Below are 25,718 nucleotides of genomic sequence, written 5' to 3'. Positions count from 1 at the left end.
AGGACATGATCGACGCCATGGACGCGCACCACATCCCCATCGGCGCCCAGAACTATCTGCTGTCCCTCCTCGCCCCCATGGAGCCGCAGATCGTCACGGCCAATGGGCCTCTGGGCTAAGATGGGCATAAAGCATTCCTCCTCACCCAGCTGAATTTGGGTTTTTAGAGGGCTTCGTGCCCTCTTTTTTGCATCCATCCCGAGCGAAATTTCGTAAACCGTGTGCTGGTTCTTTCTGACTGCAAGGAGAGTTGTGATGAAATCCGTATCCCGTCGTGAATGGTTGAAGTCTGCCGCCAAGATCAGTGCCGTTGCCGTTGTGGCTCCTCTTGTCTTTACCGCACGCGCCAACGCGGCCGACAGTGATCTGCAGAGCAAGGCCTCGGTGAGCTATCAGGACAAGCCTGAGGGTAAGGATATGTGCAGCAACTGCGCTCACTTCGTCCCGGGGCCGAAGCCGACTGCCGATGGCACCTGCAAGGTGGTGGCCGGTGAGATCAGCCCCCATGGCTACTGCTACGCCTATACGCCCATGGCGAGCTGAAGCAACGCTCCACGCTTGTGGTGCAGGGAAGGGATGCCCGGGGCATCCCTTTTTTTATGGCGATGGCATTGATCTCGGCGCTTGTCAGGCTGGCGGCGCAGGGTTAGGCTCCTGGCAGATACGCTGGAGACGAGCCTCGGTGAACCGGAGGCAAGGAGCCCGCGAGGCTGGGAAAAGGGGGCGTGGCGGTGAGTGATCTACGGGCGTGGCTGGAAGTCTTTTCGTGCGTGAGCCGCATTCCCTTTGCCGAAATGGAGCGTGTGGACGAATCCACCGATGAGGATTTCCTCGGGCGCATGGCCGACTGCCTGGAGGGAAGTCCCCTGTTGCACAGCGTGGCCATAGGGCGTGCCGATGCCGATGGCGTTTTGCGCCCCGTGGCGGCAGCTGGTCCTTTTCGGGCGCAGATTCTGGGTGATGTCCGGGTCTTTTTCGCGCCGGACCACCCTCACGCCCGCAGCGTCTCGGTGCGCGCGTTGCGCGAAGACCGCACCCTGGTCGTTTCGGACTATCTTCACAGCGAGTATCTGCAGCATCCAAGCCTTGCGGGTTGGCGCGAGACCCTCGCGAAAATCGGCATCCGCTGGCTGGCAGCCGCTCCCATCGGTGGGCAGAAGACACCCTGGGGGGTATTGGTATTGGCCGGCACCGGCAAGCTGCCGCCTGCGGAGCTGGAACTGGCCTCCACCATCCTCGCCCGTTTCATAGCCGATAGCCTCCGCCTGCGTGAGGCGCAGCGGCGAACCCTCGGGTTGCATCGACAGTTGCAGCAGGTGGCGGAACGCGATCCGCTGACGGATCTACCCAATCGTCGCGCCCTGCAGCGGGCGTTGGCTTTGCCACGGGCCCTGGACGGGGCAGGGCGTACGGCGGTGGTGATGCTGGATCTGGACGACTTCAAGGTCGTCAACGACGAGCTGAGCCATCAGGCGGGGGATCTCGTGCTGCTGACCCTGGCGGAGCGCCTGCGCGCCAGTCTGCGTCGGGGAGATTTCGTGGCGCGTTACGGTGGTGATGAGTTTGTGCTGATATTACAAGGCTGCGCCGAACGCAACGCCGCGGAGGAGGTGCTGGCACGCTTGGAGCAAGCTCTGCTGCAGCCTCTGTCGGTGGCGGGTCGAGAGTGGACTCTGAAGGCCAGCATGGGTGTCGCCCTGGCCGTGGACCATCCCGCCCAGGATGCGGAACGCCTGCTGCGGCTGGCCGATCTGGCGCTCTATCGAGCCAAGGCGCTCAAGGGTCAGCGCAGCCGCAGCTGGTGTTTCGCCAACGCCGAGGACTCGCCCAGGCAGGGTGCCGCCCTGTGTTCTTCCTCGCCCGCGGAGATAGACGATGACACACGCCCCTGACCCGATACTTCTGGTGCTCTGCAGCATCCCGGACTCCGATACCTTGGCACGCGAGATGGCTGGAGCGCTGCTGGAGCAGAAGCTCGCCGCCTGCGTGCACTGCCTTCCCCCAGGCCTGTCCCTCTACGTCTGGAAGGGGGAGTTGGAGGAGCAGCGCGAACGGACCTTGCTGATCAAGACACAGCCGCAGCGCTATCCCGAGCTGGAACGGGCTCTGCTGGCGCTGCATCCCTATGAGGTGCCGGAAATCCTCGCCGTGCGCGTAGATGCAGCGCTGGACGCCTACGCTGGCTGGCTCGGCGCCGCCTTGACCTGAGCGGTGCGCGACCCTTGGCGCAGTGGCGCGGATTTTGCTGCCGCTGTCGGTATCGTGCATAGTCGCCGGAATGGCGTTCAGGAGGCGTAGGGAATGGGCATAACGGGATCGTGGATATCGAGGGGGCGTGCCCTTTGGCACAACGGGCTGGCGATGCTTGCGCTCGTGGGGCTCCTGCTGATCCCCGTGCTCGCGACCGCCGGTTTTCTCTCCCCGGATCAAGCCTTTCAGTTTGCGGCCAAGGCCGATGGTCCAGGCCGTCTGCAACTCACCTGGACGGTGGCGCCGGGGTATCACCTCTATCGCGATCGTATCCGAGTCTCGCTGGCACCGAGCACCCTGCACCTGCAGAAGATCGACTTGCCCGCGGGCAAGGAACTGGATGATCCCGCCTTTGGCCGGGTGCGCGTGCTGGAAGGCCAGAACACCGTGATTGCCCATTACACCAGCGATGGCCCCCTCCCTTCGGTGCTTCAGGTCAGCAGTACCTTCCAGGGCTGCGCCAACGCAGGAGTCTGTTATCCGGAGCAGCACAAGACCATCGACGTCGATCTCGGCACGGTGGCAGCGCCCACGGCGAGCGCCGCCGCGCCCGCGACCACCTTGGCGCCGAGACCGCAGAGCAATGCCGGGGCGCTGGCCGGGGCGCTGCAGGACCGCTTCTGGCTGACGCTGGGACTCTTCTTCCTGTCGGGATTGGGGCTTGCCTTCACTCCCTGCGTATTCCCCATGATCCCCATCCTGTCGGCCCTCATCGTCGGTCAGAAAGATCACCCCGGTCGCGCGCGCGCCTTTTTCCTGTCCCTGGCCTATGTGCTCGGCATGGCCCTGACCTACACCCTGGCGGGTGTCCTCGCGGCCTTGACGGGCGCGTATTTTCAGGCCTTCTTTCAGAGCCCCTGGGTGCTGGCGGCCTTTGCCGGGATATTCGTGCTCCTGGCCTTGTCGATGTTCGGCTTCTACGAACTGCAGATGCCCAGCAGCATCCAAAGCCGCCTGTCGACGGTGGGTCGGGGCGGCCATCTCGTCGGTAGTTTCATCATGGGGGTACTGTCGGCCCTCATCGTCGGGCCCTGCGTGGCGGCACCGCTGGCAGGTGGCCTGCTGTTCATTTCCCAGACCGGTAATGTGCTCCTGGGGGCGCTGTCACTATTCGTGCTGAGCCTCGGCATGGGTATACCGCTCTTGATCATCGGCACTTCGGCGGGCCACCTGCTGCCCCGCGCCGGCCCCTGGATGGATGCCACCAAGGCGGTTTTTGGCGTCCTCATGCTTGGGGTGGCCATTTGGCTGCTTGCGCGGATCTTGCCGGGCAGCATCAGTCTACTGCTCTGGTCCGCCTTGGCCGTCGTGTCGGCCGTCTATCTCCGCGCCCTGGAGCCCCTGGGGCCCGATGCCCGCGGCTGGCACTATCTGCGCAAGGGCATCGCCGTGCTCGTGCTGGCCTATGGCCTCATTGCCGGCTACGGTGCCCTGACCGGCCACAGTGACCCACTGGAACCCCTTGGAAAGGGGACAGCCGCTGCGGCGGCGAGCTCCAATGCCCAGGTGGCGGCGAACGACGCGGCGCATTTTACCGTCGTTAAAAGTCCTCAGGCGCTGGATAGTGCGTTGGCGGCTGCCCAGGGTAAGCCGGTGCTCATCGACTATTGGGCCCAGTGGTGCATCGAGTGCACGCGCATGGACAAGGTCACTTTCAGCGACCCCAAGGTACGCGCGGCGCTGGCAGGCGATGTGCTGATCCGGGTCGACGTCACGGCCGACAATGCTGCCAGCAAGGCGCTCCTGGAGCGCTTTCACCTGGTAGGACCCCCGGCCTTCATCCGCTTGGACGCCCACGGCCACGTGGTGAAGGTGCAGGAAGGCTACCTCGGACCCGATGCCTTCCTGCGCTGGCTGAAGTCCTGACCTGCGCTGTAGCCTTCTCTTCCCCCTATAGCCGGCGCGGTGCAAGGAGAACCGTACTCCGGTCGGAAAGTGCGTAAGAGTTGGAGCCTGAACAACGATATCCGCAACGTGGCGACAGACCTCTCAGTGCCCGCCGCGAGCGAGGGCTCCGCCCTTGAGGATGTAAAGCGTACCGCAATAAGGGCAGCGCGCCTCACCGGTCTCCTCGATCTTCAGAAACACCCGCGGGTGGCCGTCCCAGCTCGGTGGGCGCGGGCAGTACAGCGGCAGATCCTTGGATTCCACCTCCACCAGCTTCTGGGCACAGCAGCGTACTTTCGAATCCATGTCAGCCTACGTGATGCAGCCACTCGGGGTGGTCGTCGCGCTTGCCAGAAACCGTATCGAAGTAGCGGCTCTGGAGCATGGTCGTCACTTCGCCGCGGCGGCCGTTGCCGATGATACGATCGTCGATCTCGCGGATGGGCGTCACCTCGGCCGCCGTGCCGGTGAAAAAGGCTTCGTCGGCAATATAGAACTCATCGCGGGTGAGCTGCTTCTCGACGATGGGCAGACCAGCGTCCCGGGCAAAGCGTAGGATGGTGTCGCGGGTGATGCCCTCGAGGGCGCTGGTGAGCGTCGGGGTGTAGAGCACACCGTCCCGCACCATGAAGACGTTCTCGCCGGAACCCTCGGCCACATAGCCCTCGCGATCCAGGAGCAGGGCCTCGTCGTAACCGCCGCGGTGGGCTTCGCTGTGGGCCAACATGGAATTCATGTAGTTGCCCGTCGCCTTGGCCTTGCACAGGTGGATGTTGACGTGGTGGCGGCTGTAGGAGCTCACCTTGACGCGGATACCGCGCTCCAGAGCCTCCTGTCCGAGGTAGCTGCCCCAGGACCAGGCAGCAATGAGTACGTGCGCCTTCAGACCCTTGGCAGCGAGACCCATGCCTTCCGCCCCGTAGAAGACCAGCGGGCGTATATACGCGGATTCCAGGCCGTTGGCACGTACCACTTCCTTGGTGGCGGCGTCGATTTCGGCCGGGCTGAAGGGAATCTCCATCTGCAGGATCTTGGCGCTGTTGAACAGGCGTTTGGTGTGTTCGGGCAAGCGGAAGATGGCCGCGCCGCGAGGAGTGGCGTAGGCGCGCTCGCCCTCGAAACAACCAAGACCGTAGTGCAGGGTGTGGGTGAGCCCGTGCACCGTGGCCTCGCGCCAGGGTAGAAGCTTGCCGTCCATCCAGATGAAACCGTCGCGATCTGCCATTGACATCCGTTAATTCTCCTCTGCGGCCCGCGGGCCAAGTGCTTCTCGCCAGACCTCGAGCACGCCCCGGGCGGCTTTGCGCAACGCTGCCGCCTCGGGATCGACGTCGGCCACGCTGCGGCTGACCAGGGCGAGCCAGCGGCGATTTTCGCTGTAACGAAAGAGGCTCAAAGCCTCTTCCAGGGTTTTTGCCCGGGCTGCAGTCCAGACCCCCGCCTCCTGCAATGCGGCGATGAGCTTGCGGGTGTTGCTGTGAGCACTGAGCTGCGGTGCTCGGGCACAAGTGGACAGCATAGCAAACTGCACGAGAAATTCGATATCCGTGAGGGCGCCGGGACTGAGCTTCAGGTCAAACCGATGCGCTGGGATCTGCTTGGCGTCCTGGATGCGTTGGCGCATCGCGATGATGTCGTGGGCAAGGTTGCCGGCTTCGCGTGGCCGGCACAGGATCTCACGGCGCAACTGGGCGAAGCGCTGACACAGATCGGGGCTGCCGGCGATGGGACGGGCGCGGCACAGGGCCTGATGCTCCCAGGTCCAGGCCGACTCCCGCTGATAGCGGGCAAAGGCGGTCCAGGAGCTGACCAGAGGGCCGGACTGGCCCGACGGGCGCAGGCGCATGTCGATTTCGTAGAGGATGCCTGCCCGGGTGGGGAGGGTCAGGATGTGGATCAGGCGCTGTCCCAGACGCGCATACCAGGCGCTGGCAGACAGTGGTATGCGGCCGTTGCTCTCGGCGTCCGGCGGAGCATCGTAGAGAAAGACGAGGTCAAGGTCCGATGCCAATCCCATTTCCCGCCCGCCAAGTTTGCCATAGGCGATGACAGCGAAAGCTGGCTTATGATCCTCGTCGCAACCGCCCGCTTCGACACCCAGCGATCCGTGCCGCTCCCGCAGGTCCGCCTCGGCCCATTGCAGCGCCTGCTCGATGGCGATTTCCGCCAGTTCGCTGAGGCGCTCGCCCAGCTGCATGCTGTCCAGTCGACCGCTCCAGAAGTCGGCGGCCAGCAGCAAATACTCGCTATTCTTGAAGCGGCGCAGCGCATCCATGCGCTCTTCCGTGTCCGTGGCGCCCGCAAGCTCCGCGGCGAGCTCCCGGCGCCACAGGGTAGGGTCGTGCTCCTGCCGACTGAGCAGGTCATCCAGCAGGATAGGATGCCGCACAAGGGCTTGGGCAAGCCAGGGGCTGTGCAGGAGGTCGGCAACGCTGGCGAGAAAGTCGGGATTCTCTGCCAGCAGTGCCAGATAGTGGGCGTGGGGCAAGAGGGCTTCCGTAAGATCCAACAGGCGCTGCAGACCGACGTCGGCCGGCTGGAAACTTCGACAAAGATCGAGGTATCGGGGTAGGAGCTGATCCAGGCGTTGGCGCCCGCGTTGGGACAGACGCAGTGCTACGTTGCGCGATTGGGCAAAACGTCGCAGACGCTCCCAGACGGTTTCGGGATCTTCAAATTGCCAGGGCGCCAGCAGGGCGCGGGCATCGAAGTCCGGCGCGGCAACCTGCGCCGTCTGCCATAGTTGGTGGGTGGGGTCGTCACGGTATTCCGGACCCTCCAGCAGCAGATCGTGAAAAAGCGCGTGGACCTGTTCTCGCCGCGCGCGAATCTCGTTCTGCAGATGGGCGGGGTCGGAGTAGGCCAGGGCGCAGGCCAGGCGCTGCCAGGCCAAAGCATCGTCCGGCAGTTGCTGGGTCTGACGGTCCTCGACCATCTGCAGGGCATGCTCCACCCGGCGCCAAAGCCGATAGCTGGACTCCAGGAAATCGGCATCGGCGGGTGCCAGGAGCTGCGCCGTGCGCAGGGCCTGCAGGGCTTCCAGAGTATTGGGCTGGCGCAGGCCAGGTAGGCGACCGCCGTGGATGAGCTGCAGTGCCTGGCAGACGAATTCGATCTCGCGGATGCCGCCGCGCCCTTTTTTGAGATTTCGGCTGTTGGGGCCCTGTTCCAGATCCATCAAGGCCTTGACCTCGCGCATGCCGGCAAGGGCGGTGAAGTCCAGATAACGGCGATAGGCGAAGTGGCGATTGTCGGCCAGCACCTGCTCGCCAAAGCGCAGATCGCCCGCCACGGGCCGAGCCTTGATCCAGGCAAATCGCTCCCAGTCGCGCCCGTGGGCCTGGTAGTACTGCTCCAGGGCGGCGGCGCTGACGCAAAGTGGGCCGACATCGCCAAAGGGGCGCAGACGGGTATCCACGCGAAAGACGAAGCCGTCGGCAGAGTTGCTGTCCAGGGCGCGGATGAGCCAGCGCGCCAGACGCTGAAAATATTCTCCGAGATCCAGAGGCAGGGGGCCATCGCTCTGCCCGCCCTCGCCGTAGACAAAGAGCAGATCGATGTCCGAGGACAGATTGAGCTCGCGTCCACCGAGTTTGCCCATGGCCAGAATAGTGAAGGGGACGATGGCACCGGCCGCGTTGCGTGGCTGGCCGTGGCGCTCTGTCAAGAGCTTCTGACCGAACTCCAGGGAGCGGCCAAGACAGGCCTCGGCGAGCTCGGTGAGGGCCGTGAGCGTGGCATCCAGGCGTTCTGGCCCCCAGAGATCCTGCCAGATGATCCGTGCCATGGCCCGCTGTCGGTCGCGACGCAGGGTCCGGAAGAAATCCTCCTCAGTGCTGGCGACGGCGCTGGCTTCCAAGACCACCGGTGCCGCTTCGAGGTCCAGGATCCAGAAGGGTTCACGCTCCAGCAGGCGACGCCAGTAGGGACTGGCGCAGGCAACGCGCGCCCAGTGGCCAGAGACTTGGTCGTCGAGGCGCGCCGAAAGAGTGGCGCGTGCCGGGTCGTCCAGCGCTTCCCAGATCGTCTGCATCGACGCCAGTACCAAGGACCCCTCCATGGCGAGGGCTTCGGCCGCGACACGGCAGGAAGGGGGCAAGGGAAGGCTGGGGGTGATCATGGAACTATCGTCGCAGGCAGACGCGCTGCGGGCAAGGGCAAGGGCTGCTGCTGCAGCGTCGATCGCTGTCGCCCGCATGGCGATACCGGCGCGCCCCGCCTTGTGGTAACGTCATTCCTTGATCTTGGCTCAGGAGAGGTCCAGCGTGCTCAAAAGCATGACGGGTTTTGCGCGAGTGGAGGCTCAAGGCCCCTGGGGAAGTCTTGCCTGGGAGCTGCGCAGCGTCAATCACCGCTTTCTGGAAGTCTCCATGCACCTGCCGGAGGCCTTCAATGCCCTGGAGGGGGAGCTGCGCAGTCGGGTGGGCAAGGCTCTGGCCCGCGGACGGGTGGATGTGTGGCTGCGTTATCAGCCGGCGGCGGGGAGTAATCTGCAGCTCAATACCGCTCTGGCGGCCGAGCTGCGGGGGCTGCTGGAGGAGCTGACGGATCTCTGGGATCTGTCGGATTACAGCGTGTCGCCTCTGGAGCTGCTGCGCTGGCCCGGCGTCGTGCAGTCGGGGAACTCGGAATCGTCCGAGCTTCCGGCCATGGCCCTGCGCCACTTCGATGAAGCCTTGGCGCAGCTGCAGGAGACCCGGATCCGTGAGGGACAGGCCCTGAAGGATTTGGTGCTGCAGCGTCTGGACGCCATGCGTGCTCAGGTGGTGGCGCTGCGCGCCGTGCTGCCGGAGATCGAGACGATCCTGCGCGAACGTCTCCGTGCCCGATTGCAGGAACTGGCGCAGCAGGTCGAACCCGGTCGCTGGGAGCAGGAGTTGCTCTTCTACCTGCAGCGTCAAGACGTGGCGGAGGAGCTGGACCGTCTGGACACCCACGTGGAAGAATTGGCGCGCATCTTGCAGCGGTCGGAGCCTGTGGGGCGGCGGCTGGACTTTCTGGTGCAGGAGCTCAACCGCGAGGCCAACACCCTGGGCTCCAAGGCCGGTGACCATCGGCTCACCCGTGCGGCGGTGGAGTTGAAAGTATTGATCGAGCAGATACGGGAGCAGATCCAGAATGTGGAGTGAGGGACGGGCGCTGCCATGGAACGCTGGCGCAGGATCGGGTGTGAGCGGGGGCGCGGGATCATGAGCCGCGCTGCCGGGATCCTATGGATATTGTCGGCGCCCAGCGGTGCAGGTAAGACCAGTCTGGCCCGCGCTCTGGTAGCGGAGGTGCCCAATCTGCGCAGCTCCGTCTCCTACACGACCCGGGCGCCGCGTCCTGGAGAGCAGGATGGGGTCGACTATCATTTCATCAGCAAGGAAGCCTTTGCGGCCATGGCCGAGCGTGGTGAATTCCTGGAGTATGCCCTGGTGCACGGCAACAGTTACGGTACCGGCGAAAGCTGGGTCAAACAGCAGCTTTTTCAGGGTGTCGACTGTCTGCTGGAAATCGACTGGCAGGGGGCGCGGCTGGTACGGGAGCGACTTCCGGACTACGCCCAGAGCATCTTCATCCTGCCGCCTTCCCTGTCGACTTTGGAGGAACGCCTGCGCGGACGTGGCCAGGACAGCGCCGAAGTCATTGCCCGGCGACTGGCGGCCGCGCGGGAAGAATTGCTACATTACGACGAGTTCGACTATCTGGTGGTCAATGCCGACTTTGCCGCCGCGCTGGCAGATCTGCGCTGCGTGATTCGGGCAGGGCATCTGCGCCGGGAGCAGCAGCAGTTCACCGAAAGAGAACGCCTCGAACATCTTTTGGGTGGTGCATAGCCACCCCTTATCTGTGGAGTAGTGGATCATGGCACGCATTACGGTAGAAGATTGTCTGGACAAGTTGGACAATCGCTTTGAATTGACCTTGGTAGCGGCACGCCGGGCACGGCAACTGGCCGCGGGCTCGACGCCTCTGGTGGACGTGGGGCGGGACAAGAATACGGTGGTAGCCCTGCGCGAGATTGCGGAGGGCCTGGTGGGTCGCTCGATCCTCGATGAGCAGGATCCGCCTCCTCTGAGCAGCTTCCCTGGTGCCAGTCGGCGGGAAGCCCTGCGGGTAGAGGATGCAGCCGGCGACTGAACGCCGCGATCCCGTGCCGCGGCCCGTGGAAACCGAGCCCGGTGCGGTGCTGCGCCTGCCGCCCGTGCGGCCGGTGCTGGACGATCCCTGCGCGCCCCTGCGCGAGCTGCTGCGCGGCTATCTCCCAGTGACGGAGGTACAACACGCCCGTGAAGCCTACGAGTTCGCGGCCAAGGCGCATGGCCAGCAGACCCGTCGCAGTGGTGAGCCCTACATCCACCATCCGGTAGCCGTCGCCTGCATCCTGGCGGAACTACAGCTGGATACCGCCAGTATTCAGGCGGCCCTGCTGCACGATGTCATCGAAGACTGCGGAGTCAGTAAGGAAGATATCGCCGCTCGCTTCGGCGCGGAGGTGGCAGAGCTGGTGGATGGTGTCAGCAAGCTCGGGCAGGTGCGCTTCGAAACCCGAGAAGAGGCCCAGGCGGAAAATTTCCGGAAGATGTTCCTGGCCATGTCCCGCGACATCCGGGTGGTACTCATCAAGCTCGCCGATCGCCTGCACAACATGCGCACCATGGGGGTCATGAGCGCGGAGAAGCGCCGCCGCATCTCCCGCGAGACCCTCGACATCTATGCGCCCATAGCCCAGCGTCTCGGCATCCAGGCCATCCGTATCGAGTTGGAAGAACTGGCCTTCTCGCACCTGTATCCCAAGCGCTGGCACGCCCTGGGTGAGGCGGTGAAGGCAGCGCGCGGCAACCGCAAGGAAGCCGTGCAGAAGATTGAGCAGATCATCGCCGAGCGCCTGCGTCAGGAAGGCATCGTCGGCGCGGTCAGTGGTCGCGAAAAGCACGTCTACAGCATCTACCGCAAGATGCAGGCCAAAGGATTGCCCTTCAGCGCCATTCACGATCTGCACGCTTTCCGCATCATCGTCAACGATGTGGATACCTGCTACCGAGTACTGGGTATCGTCCACAGTCTCTTTCGACCACTGCCCGGGCGTTTCAAGGATTACATCGCCATTCCCAAGTCCAATGGCTACCAATCCCTGCACACCGTGCTGCTGGGCCCGTTTGGTCACCCCGTGGAGATCCAGATACGCACCGAGGACATGCATCGCGTGGCCGAAGCGGGGGTAGCGGCGCACTGGCTCTACAAGAGCGGCGCTCAGAACGCCCACGCCGAGGCTCAGGCCCGGGCCTGGCTGCAGCGTCTGCTGGAACTCCAGGCCCAGGGTGGCGATTCCCAGGAATTTCTGGAAAACATCAAACTCGATCTCTTTCCCGATGAGGTCTACGTCTTTACCCCCAAGGGCAAGATCCTCAGCCTGCCGCGGGGAGCGACGGCGGTGGATTTCGCCTATGCCGTGCACACCGACGTCGGCAATCGGGCGGTGGCGGCGCGCATCAACGACATGTTTGCGCCCCTGCGCACCTTGCTCAACAACGGCGACAAGGTCGAGATCATCACCGCGGCCTCGGCTCGGCCGCAGCCCGGTTGGCTCGACGTGGTCGTCACCGCCAAGGCGCGCACGAGCATCCGCGCCTACCTCAAGACCATCCAGCAGGATGAGGCGGAGATGCTCGGTCGTAACCTCTTGGACAAAGCCTTGCAGAGTCTCGGCAGTAGCCTTGCCGATCTGGGCGAGGGAGCCCTGCAGGACCTGCCCAAGGCCTTTGCCAAGGCATCGGTGAGCGAACTGCTGGCGGCGGTGGGTATGGGCGAGATCTTTCCTCTGGTCCTCGCCCATAAACTGCAGCCGGAGGAAGACCAGGGCCGTCTCAAGCAGACGGCCAGGCGCCTGGGGCAGGCCGTCAGCCAGCTGTTGCCGGGACGGTCCGCCAGTGGGGGGGTGCGAGAGCCTTTACTCATTCGCGGCACCGAGGGACTGCCCGTCACCCTGGCCCGCTGCTGCCGACCCATTCCCGGCGACCCCATTCTGGGTTTCATCACGGCGGGCAAGGGCATCGTGGTGCACACGCACGATTGCCACAACATCCGCGAGTGGCGCAAACGCCGTGATCGCTGGGTGGACGTGCAGTGGGACCCCAAGGTGCAAGGTGAGTTTCCCGTCACCATCCGGGTGGTGGCCGAAAGCGGGCGCGGCGTGTTGGCGCGAATCGCCACCCACATCGCCGACGCGGACGCCAACATCGATCGGGTGGATATCGAACCGCAGGATGGACTCTACACCGGCATAACCTTTACCATCCTGGTCCACGACCGCAATCATCTGGCGCGAGTGGAGCGCAACCTGCGTACCTTGCCGAGCATATCGCGAGTACAGCGCATCAAGAGCTGAAACTGGGTCTGGCCGGTAGCTGGCGCTGCCGCCGAGACACCTATCCAGAGCACAGAGGAAGATCGTCCCATGAAAACACAAGCCATCACCACCAATCAGGCGCCTCAGGCCATCGGCGCCTACAGTCAGGCCATGATCCACGGAGACCTGCTCTATCTATCGGGGCAGATTCCGCTGGACCCCGCCACGGGCAAGCTGGTGGAGGGGGATATCGCACTGCAGATACGTCGAGTATTGGATAACCTGCAGGCGGTCTGTGTTGCCGCGGGAACCGAGCTGCAGGCGGCCATAAAATTGCAGGTCTACCTCACGGATCTGGCGCATTTTGCGGAGATCAATCAGGCCATGGAAGCGGTGTTTTCGCCTCCGTATCCGGCGCGGGCGGTGATTCAGGTGGCCGCCCTGCCGCGTGGAGCGCAGGTCGAGATCGACGGCATCGTGGCCTTGCCGAGCGCCGGATGATCCTGGATCCTGCGCAACTGCATCGGCCCATCGGCGAACTGCTGCAGGATTACCCGCAGCTGCGCGATCTGCTCGCCCGGCGCGGCATCCACTGTGAGGAATGCTTCATCGCCGACCGCGAGACCCTGGCCGGGATGGCGGCCATGCACGATCTTGATCTGCAGGAACTCCTGCGTGAGCTGGATTCTGGCTCGGGCGCGTCCACCGATTCCTGACTTCCGTGCCCCGTCGCGTGGCCTCGCCCTGCGTCCGTCTGGATAGCCCCATCACCGCGCTGCGGGGGGTCGGCCCGACTTTGGCGGCGCGTCTGACCCCTCTGGGTATCTCCCGGGTCGAGGATCTGCTCTTTCACCTTCCCAGCCGCTATCAGGATCGCCGCCAGCTGCACGCCATCGGCCAGTTGCGACCGGGACAGGAGGCGGCGGTGCTCGGTGAGATTCTGCACATCCGCCCCCAGAGCGGTCGCCGTCCGCAATGGTGTGTGGCCCTGGGCGATGACCGAGGCGGGGTCCTGCGTCTGCGCTTTTTTCACTGGGTTGGAGCCATGCGCAGCCAGTGGCGGCCCGGTCGTCGCCTCTGGTGTTTCGGCGAGGTACGCGGCGGTGCCTTTGGGCTGGAAATGGTGCATCCGGAGTGGCAGCTGGCGGATGGGCCGGACTTTTACCTGCCCGATCGTCTCACGCCTTTTTATCCCAGCGTCGCCGGCATCACCCAGACGCACTGGCGTGCCTGGACCGATGCGGCCCTCGCGCAGCTGGACGAACTGGTCGATCCCTTGGCAGAGCTGCTTCCCGCGGGCTGGCCCAGCCTCAAGGACAGTCTGTACCGCCTGCATCGCAGCGAGGAGGGCGTTCCAGGTGATGCCGACCCAGCGCGTCAGCGTCTGGCCCTGGACGAACTCACGGCCCACCATCTGGCCATGCTCCGTGAGCGCCGCGCCCAGCGCCATTTCTCCGCCCCTGTCCTGACGGCACCTGGCAGCTACTGGGAACGGCTGCGGCAGGCCTTGCCCTTTGCGCCTACGGCGGCACAACTCCGAGTCATTGACGAAATCCGCCAGGACCTGGGTCTTTCCGCGCCCATGCGGCGTCTGGTGCAGGGCGACGTCGGGTCGGGCAAGACCCTGGTGGCCGTCGCAGCACTGCTGCAGGCGGTGGAGGCAGGCTATCAGGTCGCTCTCATGGCACCCACCGAGATCCTCGCCCGCCAGTTGCACCATCGTTTGGAAGACTGGCTGCAGCCTCTGGACCTGCGTGCAGGACTGCTGCTCGGTGGCATTTCCGCCAAGGAGCGACGCGATCTGATCGGGGCCCTGGCTAGCGGTGAACTCGTCGTGGTCTGCGGTACCCAGGCGCTGTTTCAGGAGGGGGTGGAGTACGCACGTCTCGGTCTCGTCATCATCGATGAGCAGCACCGCTTCGGCGTCGAGCAGAGACGCCGGCTCATGGCCAAGGGTTCGATGCCGCACCTGCTCATCCTCACGGCGACCCCCATCCCCCGTACCCTGGCCATGACCCTGTACGCCGATCTCGATCTGTCCATCATCGATGCCCTGCCACCCGGGCGCACGCCCGTGACCACGGTGGTGATGCCCGACACGCGCCGCAGCGAACTGATCGCGCGCATGCGCAGCGTCCTGGCGGAAGGACGCCAGATCTATTGGGTCTGTCCTCTCATCGAGAACTCCGAACTGCTGGAGCTGCAGGCGGCCGAGGATAGTTACGCCGAACTGTGCCACGCCTTGCCGGATATCCGTATCGGCCTGGTGCACGGACGTCTTCCTGCCGAAGTAAAGCAGCAGCGGATGCAGGACTTCGTCACCGGAACCACGCAGATCCTGGTGGCGACCACGGTCATCGAGGTGGGCGTGGATGTGCCGGGCGCGAGCCTCATGGTCATCGAACACGCTGAGCGCCTGGGCCTGTCGCAACTGCATCAGCTGCGCGGTCGCGTGGGGCGGGGTGCGGAGCAGAGCACCTGCATACTGCTCTACCGTCCACCCCTGTCGCCGCGGGCACGCCAGCGCCTTGCGGTGATTCGCTCCAGCAGCGATGGTTTTTTCATCGCCCGCAAGGATCTGGAAATGCGCGGTCCGGGAGAATTGCTGGGGGTGCGCCAGAGTGGAGAACGCACTCTGCGCATCGCCGACCCCATACGGGACGAGGCACTACTGGAGATTGTCCCCGATTTGGGTGAGAATCTGCTGCGCACGCAGCCGGAGGCGGCCGCCGTCCTCATCCGGCGCTGGCTTGGCAGCACCGTCGCCTACGGCGACGTCGGGTAGACCCTGGGTTTGGAGGAAGATAGTCCATGAGCAAGGCCGCGCTCTGTTGGCGCGCACTATGGGTGTGCGCTTTCCCGGCACTTTTAGCGGGCTGCGCCAGTCAGATGCCGCCAGCGGAGGTGCACTCCGTCGCCTGGTATGCGGCGCGCATTCCGCCGCCGGTGGTACCGACGGTGAGTGCTCCCACGGTATCCGTTCAGCCGGCTCCGGTGCCTCAGGAAGTGCACATCGTGGTCGACACCCGTGATCGGCAGCTACGCATCTATAAGGGCGAGTCCCTCCTCGAAACCTTCCCTGTGGCCATCGGCTTCAACGGCGCCGCGCCGCGCCGTACCCGCGGTGATGACATTACACCGGTGGGGCATTACCGGATCGGCTATGTGCGTTTCGGCACCCGCTACGGCCCCTTCATGCTGCTGACCTACCCCAATCGTGAAGACGCCCGCTGGGGCCTGCGCGAGGGCATCATCAACCAGCGTCAGTACGATGCCATCATCACCGCCTTGGATCGCGGCGAGACTCCACCGCAGAACACCCCCCTTGGCGGCTACATCGGTATCCACGGTATGGGCCCACAGTTTTCGGACGATCCCGATTCCAAGGTCTTTCCGGGTCGCTGGACAGCCGGTTGCGTCGCCTTGTCCAACTGGGACGCCCGCCAGCTCGCCACACTGGTGCGGGTGGGGACTCCCGTTGAAATCGTTGGACAGGTCCCAGGCTATCGCGGCAGCACACCGGCCGAGCGGCGGCCCGCCGGTCTGCAGAGTGTAGCCGATACACCGGAGAAGCACCTGGACGATCTCCTAGCCTCTCTCCAGCACGGCGCAGCTCCCGCGCCTCAAGCGGCCCGTCCCTAGACACCCCGAGGATGTAGCGGGCTGCGGGACTCAGGGGGCTTCGTTCTGGCCGGTGGCCGTGCGTGCTTCCATAAAAGCCTTCTGGAAGGCATTGGCTTGGGCGACACAGTCCCCCAAGGCTACGCCGCCCTGCCAGTTGCCCAGCAGATCGAGATTGGGAAGTCGCCGGCAAAGCTCGTGAATGCGCGCTATGCGCTCCCCATGACCCAGGGCGTACTGGGGGATTGCCCGCGGCCACAGAGCACAACGGTGATAGCTGGGGTCGCCGCGGATACCCAGTATGGGGCGCAGGTCCCGCAGAGCCTGCGCCTCCAGTTCGGCAGGGCTGCGCTGCGATATATCCTGCTGCGCGCCGCCGAGAAAAGCCGTGAGCAGGACCATGCCCTCCGGCGCACGCTCCGGGAAAAGGGTAGAGGAGAACAAGACGCCGAGAGTCTCGATGCCGAGACGGCGTGGAATGAGCAGACCGAATCCATCCAGGGGATGCGCCACCGCCTCGCGGGGAAAGCCCAGGGCAATGGTAGCCACTGCGGGATAGAAGATGGAGTCCAGTTCATCGGCGAGCTCTGCCGCCAGCGGCCGCAGCAGACGGGCAATTTCTGAGGCGGGCAGGGCGAGCACCAGATGTCGGCACTCCAGCTCCCCGCCCGTGGTCTGCAGCCGCCAGCCCTCTTCACTATGCTGAATCCCGATGACGGCCCGCGACCGCTGTAGACGGTCCGGTGGCAACGCGCCCGCCAAAGCCATGGGGAGTTCCTGTAGACCAGAGCGAAAGGAGACGAGGCGACTGCCAGTGCCTTTCTTGCCAGTGCGTCGGTTGCGCAGGGCGGCCCGCAGCAGTGAGCCCGACTCCGCCTCCATGGACGCAAGGCGGGGCAGGGCCGCCGATACAGAGAGTTTTTCCGGGTCACCGGCGAAGACCCCAGAGACGAAGGGGTCCACCAACCAAGCGAGGGCCTCGGGGCCCAGGCGTCGACGGACAAAGTCGGCGATGCTCTCGTCGTCATGAGATGCTGGGCGGGCAGCCCGCCAGGGCTCACTCAGCAAGCGCAGGCGTGCCGACAGGCTCAGCAGGGACGAGGACAGGAGCACCCCCGGTCCCAGGGCCACCGGGCGGCGCTTGCGGTTCAGCACGAAACGGCGGCGGGCCAAAGGGTTGGCCTCCACCACCCGGTCTTCCAGACCCAGCCGCCGAATCATATCCGGCAGAAGCTCGCCCTTCACCATCAGCGAGTTGGGTCCCAGATCGCGCAGGAAGCCACCTTCGGCGCGGCTGCGCACGTTGCCGCCTACCTCTCCCTCGGCCTCTAGCAGCAGGGCGGGGATGCCGCGCTGGTGCAGGTACCAGGCGGCGCTGAGCCCGGTGAGACCAGCGCCGACCACGATCACTTCTTCTCTGGGCACGACTGCGCCTCCTCTGTCGCCTGGGCCGAGCCGCGATACCAGGGGCTATCCAGATACCAGCGTTGTGCGTGGCGCAACAGGGCGATGAGCACCGCGGTCACCGGCAGGGCGAGGAGCAGCCCGGCAAAACCGAAGAGTTCGCCGCCCGCCAGCACCGCAAAGATCACGAGCACCGGATGCAAGCCGATGCGCTCGCCCACCAGATAGGGAGTATAGACCATGCTTTCGAGAATCTGCCCTATGCCGAAGACCACCCACACCCCGACGATGGGCAGAAAGGCGCCTGTCTGCACATACATCGCCAGGGTTGCCATGCTGATCCCGCTGATGACCCCGAGGTAGGGCACGAAGCTCAGAAAACCCGCCAGCAGGCCGATGAGTATGGCCGTCTGCAGACCGACGATGGACAGACCGATGGCGTAGCTGGTGCCGAGGGCCAGCATGACCAGGATCTGCCCGCGCAGAAAGGCCATGAGCATGGCGTTGGCGTCGCGGGCCAGGAGTTCGACCAGAGGTAAGCGACGGCGTGGGATCAACTCGCGGATACGCTCCAGCAGACCGGGCCAATCGCGCAGCAGATAAAAGCCCAGCACGGGAATGAGCACGATATCCAGGAGAGTGGCGAGGATCCCACTGCCCGAACTGACGGCTATGCGCAGACTTTTTCCCAGCCAATCCGCGAGTTTCTGCGCATTGGCCGAGGCGTAGTGCGTGACCGTCTGGCTATCCAGGTGGATGCCCAACCGCGCCGACAGCTCTGGAATGATCTGGCGCTGCAGCAGCTCTGCATACTGGCGGGTATAGTCCAGAAAAAGCAAAGCCTGGTGGCGGATGGCCGGAAGCAGTGCCGTGACGACTCCAGCCACCAGCAGCACGACCAGCACAAAGACGAGGGTGGTGCCGGCACTGCGGGGCAGGCCCCAGCGCTGCAGACGGCTGACCAGCGGATTGCCCAGATACGCCAGGATGCCGGCAATCAGGAAAGGTGTGAGGACCGCACTCAGGCGGTAGAGCACATAGGCCCCGGCCACAAGACCTGCCATGACGTACAGACGTTGCAGAACGCTTGCCGAATTCACAGCCTCGCCCGCCGATGGCGCGTCCCTGGTCATGGGCACCGCCGCTCAGTGCAGACCGTGGCCGGCAGCTTCCGCGGCCGCCAGCATGATCTCACGCACTTCCGGCGTGTAGTCCCCTTGCAGTACCTGCTGCCGTCCCTCCTGAAAGAAGAGGGGCGCATCGGCGGGCAGATAGCGTTGCAAGGCCGCAAAGGCGGTTCGCATCTGTTCGGGGTCCTGGGCGCGGGTGGCGGCGATGGCCCAGTTGAACAGCAGAATCCGCCACGGACGCTGTGGGTCCTGACTTTCCAGGTCCGCGGCATAGTCCGTGGCCGCGGCTTCGGCAACGGCTCCCATGAGACGCGCGAGGCTTTGCAACGGTTCCGGATCCTTTTCGGCGTTGGCCAGGATCGCCAGCCCGTTGACCACCGGCTCGAGGGTGTGGATGGGCTGGCCCTGCTGCACCAACCAGGCAGCAACGGCGACGCTCACCACTTCCATGGCCGCCTTGGCCGGACGCTCACCCAGGCGATCGGCCCAGGTCGCCAGATCCAGGAGCAGGCCGATGGTCAGGTCACCAATCCGCTCCGGTTCATCCTCGGGCAGGGACGGGTCCCAGCTGGCTACGTCTTTCTCGAGGACCAGGAAAAGTTGACGCAGAGCATCCACCAGCTGCGGTGGAGTGACTTGCTCACCCGTTGCAATCTTGCTCTCGGCAAACTTGGCCAAGAGGGGCTGGGCAAACTGCTCGAAGCGGGATTTGGCTGCAGAAATATCCAATACGGATGCCACGTCATGCTCCTTTGCTGCGACGAGGTCGAGACACCTCGCCATTGTGTCAGGAAGGAAGGGATTATGGCTAGACGCTGGGTAATGGTATCCTTGGATCCTGTACGAATCTTGGAAAGTCTGACCCGCCCATGCAGCTCACCCACACCACCGACTCCTCGCCGCGCTCCCGCGTGGATCTGCACATGCACTCCACTTTCTCCGACGGTAGTCTGCCGGTGGACGAATTGGTGGCCCGAGTGGCGGCCGCCGGAGTCGAGGTCATGGCCCTCACCGACCACGACAACACGGCCGGTGTGGCCTTGGCCGCGAAGGAAGCCCAGCGCCACGGCCTGCGCCTCATCCCCGGCGTCGAGATCTCCAGTGTCTGGGAGGAGCAGGGGATCCATATCGTCGGTCTCGCCATGGATATCGAACATCCGGCCTTGCAGCGGGGTCTGGAGCGTATCGTCCAGCTGCGCGACCAGCGGGCCCTGGAGATTGCCGAGCGTCTGCAGCAGCAGGGTATCGCCGGAGCATGGGATGGCGCACGCGCCATTGCCGGCAGTCCGTTGGTGGGGCGCGCCCACTTTGCCCAGTGGCTGGTGCAGGCAGGTCATTGCAAGGATAGTCAGGACGCTTTTCAACGGTATCTAGGGCGTGGCAAGCCGGCTTACGTTCCCAGCGACTGGATTCCCATGGCCGAGGCCGTGGGTTGGATCCGGGCGGCGGGCGGCGAGGCGGTGCTGGCGCACCCGGGTCGCTACAAGCTGAGTGGAGCGCGTCTCAAGCGCCTGCTGGAGGATTTTCGTGCCGTCGGCGGCGCGGGCCTTGAGGTCTGCTCTGGCTCCCAGGCCGCTGCAGACCGCGAGCATCTTGGACGTCTCGCCATTCGTCTCGGCATGGCAGGCTCCGTCGGTTCCGACTTTCACGGCCCCAAACTCGGCCACGCCGAGATCGGCCAGCTGTTGCCCCTGCCCGATGGCGTCGAGACCATCTGGGATCGTCTCGGGGTCCCCGTGGCGGTTCCTTTCCCCACCCACTGAGTGAGGAATCTCGGGAGGACGCGGTCGTGAACGCCGGGCATGTCCGCACGGGTCCCTGGGGGACCTTGGTGCTTCTTTTGATCTATGCCGGGGCAGCCTATGCTCTCAGCCCCTTTGCCGGGCCGCTGCTCATGGGCGCCGTGCTGGCGGTGGTCGGCTGGCCCTGGCAAGTACGTCTGGAGCGCTACCTGCATCTGCCGCGCTGGTTTGGAGCGCTCCTGCACGCCACCGCCTGGGTTGCCGTCATCATCATTCCCGCCGTGGCCATCGTCGATTCCGTCCTACCCGAACTCCACCTGTTGGTGCTGCGTTGGCAGACCGGCATGCCCCTGCTCACCTTGCCCATCAGCCTGCAACAGCTCCCCTTCGTTGGAAACTGGCTGTCCGCGCATCTGGCCGAGATCAATGGCGCATATCTGTCCAATTTTTTTCGCCAGCATGCCGACATCATCACGAGTTCCCTCGGGCAGCTCTGGTTCTTTACCCTGCATACCTTCTTTGCCGCGCTGACGGTATTCGCGCTGACCTTGCATGGCGAACGCATCCACGAGATGCTGCAACTGGCTGCCAGTGAACTCTGGGGGCGGGATCGCGGCGAACGCTTTCTGCGCGCGGCACGAGAGGCGGCACGTTCGGTTCTCATCGGCCTCATCGGTGTGGGGGTGATCGAGGGAATCCTCATCGGCGCTGCCTTCGCTGTCGCGGGCCTGAAGATGTGGCCGCTGTGGCTGGTGGCGACGGCTCTCATCTCACCCATCCCTTTCGGCGCGACCACCGTGGTCGGGGCGGCGACGCTGTGGCTGGTGTTCTCCGGCCATTGGCTGGCCGGACTCATCATCTTCGCGTGGGGTCTGGTGGTGATCACCGTGGCCGATCTCGTGATCCGCCCCCTGCTGACGGGATCTCAGGCCCAGGCCCCGTTTTTTCTGGTGTTCTTCAGCATCCTCGGGGGTGCCGAGGCCTTCGGCTTGATTGGGCTGATCATCGGCCCTATTTTAGTATTGTTGGCCCGAGGTATCTGGCGTTCCTGGGAGCGGCGGGTACGGCTCGGCGCCTGAATTCGATTCGGCAAGACGCTTTTGCAAGGGGGTGTGGCCGTGGATTATCAAGTGTTGGATCAACAGTACAATCAACTCCAGCAGCAGACGCAGAACAACATCCAGGCGCTGCAACAGGTGGCGCAGCGGGTTCAGACCGTAGTCCCGGACAACACCACAGCGCGCGAACTGATCCTGGAGCTGCGCAATCTGGCCATGAATCTGCAACAGCAGCAGCAGAGCACCGCCATGCTCCTGCAGCAGCTCAGCATGCGCATCCAGCAACTGGAGATGCAGCTGCAGTCCATGGGCCAGGCTGGGGTCAACCCCAATCCCATGGCGCAGCGGGCCTGGAACCAGCCCATGCAGCCCGGCATGGGTAGCGGCTTCCTGGGCAACGTCGTGACAGGCCTGGGGCTTGGTGCCGGATTTGGGATTGCCGAAAACGTCGTCAACGACATCTTCGATTCCTTTTGATGTACTTACTCCGCCGTAGCGCCACGCATGTAGCCGGTGTCGTAGGCCAGCGTGGCTGAAGACTGGGCGGTGGGCGTGCACGCCGTCGCCGCCGCCATCGACGCCGGCGAAGTAGAACAGCTTTGGCTAGCCAAAGAGCGTGCCGGCGATCGGCGTATCCAGGACGTCCTCGCCGCTGCCGAGCGGCAAGGTACCGCCCTGCGTTGGGCGGCGGCGGCAGAGCTGGATCGCCTGGGTGTTGGCCACCAGCATCAGGGTCTGGCTGCCCGCCTGCTGCCTGCACCGGCGCGCAAGCTCTCGGAGGTGCTGGAGAGTATTCCCGCCCCTGGCCTGTTGCTGATTCTGGACGGTATTCTCGACCCCCACAATCTCGGCGCGTGCCTGCGCAGTGCTGAAGCCGCCGGGGTACACGCCGTGCTCCTGCCCAAGGATCACGCCTGCCCCATCAACGCTACGGTGCGCAAGGCGGCCGCCGGCGCGGCCTCCCGTCTGCCCGTCGTGGTGGTGACCAATCTCGCGCGTAGCATCGCAAGCCTCAAGGAACAGGGATACTGGATCGCTGGACTTGCCGGGGAGGCCAGTGCGGATCTGTACCAGGCCGACCTGCGCGGCCCCCTGGCGCTGGTCCTGGGCAGTGAAGAAAAAGGTCTGCGGCGCCTGGTCCGGGAACACTGCGATTTTCTCTGGCGCATTCCCATGTCCGGGGCGATAGAAAGTCTCAACGTCTCCGTCGCCGCTGCCCTGGCCCTTTTCGAGGCGCGCCGGCAGCGGCAGGCGCAGGCAAAGACGGACGAACTGCGCTAGAATAGAGTCCCCGGCACGGAGGAGCATGGTCTTGCAGGCGGCTCTGGTAGATTCCCATTGTCATCTGGATTTCGACGATTTCGCGGAGGATCGTGAGGCGGTACTGGCGCGCGCTCGCGCCGCTGGCGTCGAGCACCTGCTCATCGCCGCCGTGACTCCCAGCCACTGGTCACGGGTGCAGGCGCTGGCAGCGGAACAGGCGGGCATCTGGGCCGCGGCCGGGGTACACCCCAACGAAGACCCGGCGTCCACACCGGAACTCGAAGTCCTTCTGGATGCACTGGCGGCACCCAAGGTGGTAGCAACGGGGGAGACCGGACTGGACTATTTCCGCAGCGAAGGCGACCTGTCCTGGCAACGGCGCCGCTTCGCCCTGCATATCGCTGCCGCACGGCAAAGTCGCAAGCCCCTCATCGTCCACACCCGTGCTGCCGCCGCCGATACCCTGGAGCTTCTGCGCAGCGAGGGCGCTCGAGATGTGGGCGGGGTGATCCACTGCTTTACGGAGGATTGGGATTTCGCCCGTGCGGCCATGGACCTCGGCTTCTACATATCCCTATCGGGGATCGTCACCTTCAAGAAGTCCACGGAGCTGCAGGAGGTCGCTAAAAAGATCCCGGCGGATCGGCTGCTCATCGAGACCGACGCCCCCTATCTGGCGCCCGTACCGCAGCGTGGCCGGCGTAACGAACCGGCCTACGTGGTCCACGTCGCGGAATTTCTGGCGCAGTTGCGCCGGGAGGATCCGCAGGCGCTGGTTGCCCAGACCTACACCAATTTCTTCCGCTGTTTTCCCGCTGCGGGAGTGGCGGCGTGAGCCTGCGCGTACGCTTTCTCGGTACGGGTTCCAGTGCCGGTACCCCGCAAGTAGGCTGCGACTGCGCCGTCTGCCGCAGTGACGATCCGCGCAACCGGCGTAGCCGTGCCAGCATTTTGGTGGAGGCCACGGATGTAGCACTGCTCGTGGACACCGGTCCCGACCTGCGCCAGCAACTGCTGCGAGAAAACATCCGCGCCCTGACGGCGGTGCTCTACACGCACTTTCACGCCGACCATATCAACGGTATTGACGACCTGCGAGCGTTCAACTTTCTGCAAAAACAGGTGCTTGACTGCTACGGCGACGCGCGCACGGGCAAGGAGCTGGAAGAGCGTTTCCGTTATTGTTTCCTGCCGCCAGATCCGGCCTGGGCCAAGCCCTCTTTGCGTATGCACCCCATTGAGGGTCCGCGGGACTTCGGGCCGCTGCGCGTGACTCCGGTGCCCGTGCTGCACGGATACCTCCCTATCTACGGCTACCGCTTCAACGACGTCGCCTATCTCACCGATCTCAAGAGTATACCCGACAGCAGCATGGCCTTGTTGCAGAATCTGGATATCCTTATTCTCGACTGCCTACGCGAGGACGAACACCCAACCCACATCAATGTCACCGAGGCCATAGCACTGGCCCAGACTATCGGCGCGCGGCGCACCTATTTTACCCACATGACCCACGACCTCGGCTTTACCGCCCTCGCCGAGCGGCTACCCGCGCGCATGTGGCCTGCCTACGATGGTCTTGAGCTCTACTCCGACATCGGGATTTCTTGACCCTCAGGCGGCGAGTGGGTATGCTACGCGGACTTTTCCCCGGTAGCTCAGTCGGTAGAGCGGGTGACTGTTAATCACTAGGTCGGCGGTTCGAGCCCGTCCCGGGGAGCCAGAAAAACAACGGTGAAACAAGCACAGGCGCCATCCAAGTATGGATGGCGCCTTTTTGCGTTACCCATCCCACCAGGTTTTTTGATCGTGTCCAGCCTAGGTATGGCTCGCCATACACGAAGGGGCGGAAGACACCGACGCGCGGACGTGCCCAAGCCATGGGCGCACTTCCTGGACGGATTAGCCACAGTCGCCATGCCGATCTGAGTGGCCCCGCCAGCCCGACTCCCCGGTCATCCGCGTAGCGATGTACGAATTAAACTGCTATAACATTGATTAATAATAACTTTTTATATAGAACGCGTTTCATAACAGTGTCATATTTCGCTGTTACGCTAAGTGGATAGGGTGATTGCGAAGATAGTAGAGGGAGCGTTCTACATGACGGACTACTGGCTCCGCCTTTTTGGCAGAGGCGGATCGGATCCGAAGGATTCGGTCAAAAGCATAGCACTGAGTCTCACGCCGCCCAAGGGGGTGGACGTGTTCTATCAGTCGCCCAGCCTTGACCGCCGCTATCTGCGCTCCGTCACCGTTTACCGGCTGCGGCGACAGCGTGGAGTCGGACAGTTTGTGCTGGAGCCATGGTGGCGTAAACCGAACTCTTCCTGGCCACGTCTGCCGCGCGAATTCATCACCTGGGTGCAGCGTTCCCCGATGGGTGATACGCGTCGGTGCTGGCGCGATGACCAGACCCTTTGGCAGATTCGGTCGGTCAGCAACAGTGCCGCCTGTCTCGCCGCCATCGTCCGGTTCCGTGAGGGCTTGCCGCCAGCGCTAGCGCAGGAGGCCGCCGATGCCATACTGCGCGACGTCTGTCAGCACGTGCCCTTCCTGCCCGAGATCGAAGCCTGCGAGCTCCCCATACTGCGTGCCTACATGCAGGGACAGGAGCCCGCGCAGATCGCGGCCAGCGGTGCCTACGACGAGAAGACCGTGCGCAGCTGTCTTCGGCGAATGCGCGCGCGCCTTGCCTTGCCATCCCGCGCCGACCTGCGCGGCGCGCTCTGGGCGGTCTACGCTCGTCGCCGCAAGCTGTTTTTTGCCGACGAGGTGGCCAGATATGTCCTCCTCTCCGGGCTCGCCTTGATGATCTGCCTCAGCTCCGCGTCCCCGGCCTTGGCGGGCGACGAGGACGCACCGGAATGCCGCAGTGAGCGGATCGCCCGCGACGAGGGTCGACCGGAGGGCCGAGATGGTCTCCGCCGCTCTCAGCCAGAGGCATCTCACGCCGAGTCCCTTGCTTTCCGAAACTCGCCCGGTTTTTCAGGGGCCGCGCCGCGGCCGTAAACGTACCGACACAGTGCAG

25 protein-coding genes and 1 tRNA gene are annotated in these 25,718 nt (G+C 64.4%); 20 read left to right on the top strand and 6 right to left on the bottom strand.

The features are described 5' to 3' along the window. Positions 1 to 255 precede the first annotated feature (255 nt). The 4 genes from Q0C23_RS08185 (at position 256) to dsbD (ending at position 4,116) form a co-directional block, all read left to right on the top strand. Entirely contained in the window at positions 256 to 543 is a 288-nt protein-coding gene (locus tag Q0C23_RS08185) for an iron oxidase (protein ID WP_291511879.1), read from the top strand. 188 nt (positions 544 to 731) lie between these two features. Beyond that, positions 732 to 1,892 (top strand): sensor domain-containing diguanylate cyclase, encoded by a 1,161-nt coding sequence (locus Q0C23_RS08180; protein WP_291511878.1) that lies wholly within the window; start codon positions 732 to 734, stop codon positions 1,890 to 1,892. Then, complete coding sequence (cutA, locus tag Q0C23_RS08175) at positions 1,876 to 2,208, top strand: divalent-cation tolerance protein CutA (RefSeq protein ID WP_291511877.1); 333 nt, start codon at positions 1,876 to 1,878, stop codon at positions 2,206 to 2,208. The genes Q0C23_RS08180 and cutA overlap by 17 nt, the downstream gene beginning before the upstream one ends. 153 nt (positions 2,209 to 2,361) lie before the next feature. After that, the gene (dsbD, locus tag Q0C23_RS08170) at positions 2,362 to 4,116 is read left to right on the top strand and encodes a protein-disulfide reductase DsbD (protein WP_291511876.1); all 1,755 of its coding nucleotides are present in this window, start codon (positions 2,362 to 2,364) and stop codon (positions 4,114 to 4,116) included. A gap of 123 nt (positions 4,117 to 4,239) precedes the next feature. Here the strand turns inward: dsbD and Q0C23_RS08165 are convergent, their stop codons facing one another. From Q0C23_RS08165 to glnE, 3 genes are read right to left on the bottom strand one after another with little or no spacing between them, the layout of a single operon-like run. Further along, entirely contained in the window at positions 4,240 to 4,443 is a 204-nt protein-coding gene (locus Q0C23_RS08165; RefSeq protein ID WP_291511875.1) for a zinc-finger domain-containing protein, read from the bottom strand. A gap of 1 nt (position 4,444) precedes the next feature. Next, positions 4,445 to 5,368, bottom strand: a complete 924-nt coding sequence (locus tag Q0C23_RS08160; protein ID WP_291511874.1) for a branched-chain amino acid transaminase — start codon at positions 5,366 to 5,368, stop codon at positions 4,445 to 4,447. Positions 5,369 to 5,371: 3 nt separating this feature from the next. Continuing rightward, on the bottom strand, positions 5,372 to 8,335 hold the full coding sequence (gene glnE, locus Q0C23_RS08155) for a bifunctional [glutamate--ammonia ligase]-adenylyl-L-tyrosine phosphorylase/[glutamate--ammonia-ligase] adenylyltransferase (protein WP_291511873.1): 2,964 nt from the start codon (positions 8,333 to 8,335) through the stop codon (positions 5,372 to 5,374). Between the two features lie 67 nt (positions 8,336 to 8,402). Between glnE and Q0C23_RS08150 the strand changes: the two genes are divergently transcribed. From Q0C23_RS08150 to Q0C23_RS08115, 8 genes are all read left to right on the top strand, one after another. Beyond that, the gene (locus tag Q0C23_RS08150) at positions 8,403 to 9,266 is read left to right on the top strand and encodes a YicC/YloC family endoribonuclease (RefSeq protein ID WP_291511872.1); all 864 of its coding nucleotides are present in this window, start codon (positions 8,403 to 8,405) and stop codon (positions 9,264 to 9,266) included. A 60-nt stretch (positions 9,267 to 9,326) separates the two neighbouring features. After that, entirely contained in the window at positions 9,327 to 9,956 is a 630-nt protein-coding gene (gmk, locus tag Q0C23_RS08145; RefSeq protein WP_291511871.1) for a guanylate kinase, read from the top strand. A 28-nt stretch (positions 9,957 to 9,984) separates the two neighbouring features. Continuing rightward, positions 9,985 to 10,260, top strand: a complete 276-nt coding sequence (gene rpoZ / locus Q0C23_RS08140; RefSeq protein WP_291511870.1) for a DNA-directed RNA polymerase subunit omega — start codon at positions 9,985 to 9,987, stop codon at positions 10,258 to 10,260. Next, the gene (locus Q0C23_RS08135) at positions 10,244 to 12,508 is read left to right on the top strand and encodes a bifunctional (p)ppGpp synthetase/guanosine-3',5'-bis(diphosphate) 3'-pyrophosphohydrolase (RefSeq protein ID WP_291511869.1); all 2,265 of its coding nucleotides are present in this window, start codon (positions 10,244 to 10,246) and stop codon (positions 12,506 to 12,508) included. The genes rpoZ and Q0C23_RS08135 overlap by 17 nt, the downstream gene beginning before the upstream one ends. Positions 12,509 to 12,577: 69 nt before the next feature. Next, positions 12,578 to 12,970, top strand: a complete 393-nt coding sequence (locus tag Q0C23_RS08130) for a Rid family detoxifying hydrolase (protein ID WP_291511868.1) — start codon at positions 12,578 to 12,580, stop codon at positions 12,968 to 12,970. Continuing rightward, entirely contained in the window at positions 12,967 to 13,185 is a 219-nt protein-coding gene (locus Q0C23_RS08125) for a DUF1858 domain-containing protein (RefSeq protein ID WP_291511867.1), read from the top strand. Before Q0C23_RS08130 ends, Q0C23_RS08125 begins: the two co-directional genes overlap by 4 nt. Positions 13,186 to 13,190: 5 nt before the next feature. Further along, complete coding sequence (gene recG, locus Q0C23_RS08120) at positions 13,191 to 15,254, top strand: ATP-dependent DNA helicase RecG (RefSeq protein ID WP_291511866.1); 2,064 nt, start codon at positions 13,191 to 13,193, stop codon at positions 15,252 to 15,254. A gap of 26 nt (positions 15,255 to 15,280) precedes the next feature. After that, a complete protein-coding gene (locus Q0C23_RS08115; protein WP_291511865.1) occupies positions 15,281 to 16,111 on the top strand; it encodes a L,D-transpeptidase in 831 nt (276 codons plus the stop codon). Between the two features lie 30 nt (positions 16,112 to 16,141). Here Q0C23_RS08115 and hemG read toward each other — a convergent pair whose 3' ends face one another. The 3 genes from hemG to Q0C23_RS08100 are packed head-to-tail and all read right to left on the bottom strand — an operon-like array spanning position 16,142 to position 19,365. Next, positions 16,142 to 17,515 carry a protoporphyrinogen oxidase gene (gene hemG / locus Q0C23_RS08110; RefSeq protein WP_291511864.1) on the bottom strand — a complete coding sequence of 458 codons (1,374 nt, stop codon included), beginning with the start codon at positions 17,513 to 17,515 and terminating at the stop codon, positions 16,142 to 16,144. Next, positions 17,497 to 18,627 carry an AI-2E family transporter gene (locus tag Q0C23_RS08105; protein WP_291511863.1) on the bottom strand — a complete coding sequence of 377 codons (1,131 nt, stop codon included), beginning with the start codon at positions 18,625 to 18,627 and terminating at the stop codon, positions 17,497 to 17,499. Before Q0C23_RS08105 ends, hemG begins: the two co-directional genes overlap by 19 nt. Positions 18,628 to 18,639: 12 nt before the next feature. Beyond that, positions 18,640 to 19,365: a hypothetical protein gene (locus Q0C23_RS08100; protein WP_291511862.1), complete on the bottom strand. Its 726-nt coding sequence runs from the start codon at positions 19,363 to 19,365 to the stop codon at positions 18,640 to 18,642. Between the two features lie 128 nt (positions 19,366 to 19,493). Here Q0C23_RS08100 and Q0C23_RS08095 point away from each other — a divergent pair, with 128 nt between their 5' ends. The 8 genes from Q0C23_RS08095 to Q0C23_RS08060 all read left to right on the top strand — a co-directional run bounded on the left by Q0C23_RS08095 (position 19,494) and on the right by Q0C23_RS08060 (position 25,699). Further along, a complete protein-coding gene (locus tag Q0C23_RS08095) occupies positions 19,494 to 20,387 on the top strand; it encodes a PHP domain-containing protein (RefSeq protein ID WP_291511861.1) in 894 nt (297 codons plus the stop codon). A 26-nt stretch (positions 20,388 to 20,413) separates the two neighbouring features. Continuing rightward, positions 20,414 to 21,445, top strand: a complete 1,032-nt coding sequence (locus Q0C23_RS08090) for an AI-2E family transporter (RefSeq protein WP_291511860.1) — start codon at positions 20,414 to 20,416, stop codon at positions 21,443 to 21,445. 39 nt (positions 21,446 to 21,484) lie between these two features. Continuing rightward, positions 21,485 to 21,901 (top strand): hypothetical protein, encoded by a 417-nt coding sequence (locus tag Q0C23_RS08085; protein ID WP_291511859.1) that lies wholly within the window; start codon positions 21,485 to 21,487, stop codon positions 21,899 to 21,901. Positions 21,902 to 21,952: 51 nt separating this feature from the next. Further along, entirely contained in the window at positions 21,953 to 22,705 is a 753-nt protein-coding gene (gene rlmB / locus Q0C23_RS08080) for a 23S rRNA (guanosine(2251)-2'-O)-methyltransferase RlmB (protein ID WP_291511858.1), read from the top strand. 25 nt (positions 22,706 to 22,730) lie between these two features. Next, positions 22,731 to 23,522, top strand: coding sequence for a TatD family hydrolase (locus Q0C23_RS08075; protein ID WP_291511857.1), 792 nt, complete (start codon positions 22,731 to 22,733; stop codon positions 23,520 to 23,522). After that, the gene (locus Q0C23_RS08070; RefSeq protein ID WP_291511856.1) at positions 23,519 to 24,298 is read left to right on the top strand and encodes an MBL fold metallo-hydrolase; all 780 of its coding nucleotides are present in this window, start codon (positions 23,519 to 23,521) and stop codon (positions 24,296 to 24,298) included. Before Q0C23_RS08075 ends, Q0C23_RS08070 begins: the two co-directional genes overlap by 4 nt. 36 nt (positions 24,299 to 24,334) lie before the next feature. After that, positions 24,335 to 24,410: transfer RNA gene (locus Q0C23_RS08065), tRNA-Asn, on the top strand. Positions 24,411 to 24,790: 380 nt separating this feature from the next. Further along, the gene (locus tag Q0C23_RS08060) at positions 24,791 to 25,699 is read left to right on the top strand and encodes a hypothetical protein (RefSeq protein WP_291511855.1); all 909 of its coding nucleotides are present in this window, start codon (positions 24,791 to 24,793) and stop codon (positions 25,697 to 25,699) included. The last annotated feature ends 19 nt before the right edge of the window (positions 25,700 to 25,718 follow it).

Source organism: Acidithiobacillus sp. (genome assembly GCF_023256195.1).
Classification (GTDB): Bacteria; Pseudomonadota; Gammaproteobacteria; order Acidithiobacillales; family Acidithiobacillaceae; genus Acidithiobacillus_A.
Note: the sequence above shows the minus strand (reverse complement) of the source record. Positions and strands in the feature narration are given on the sequence as shown.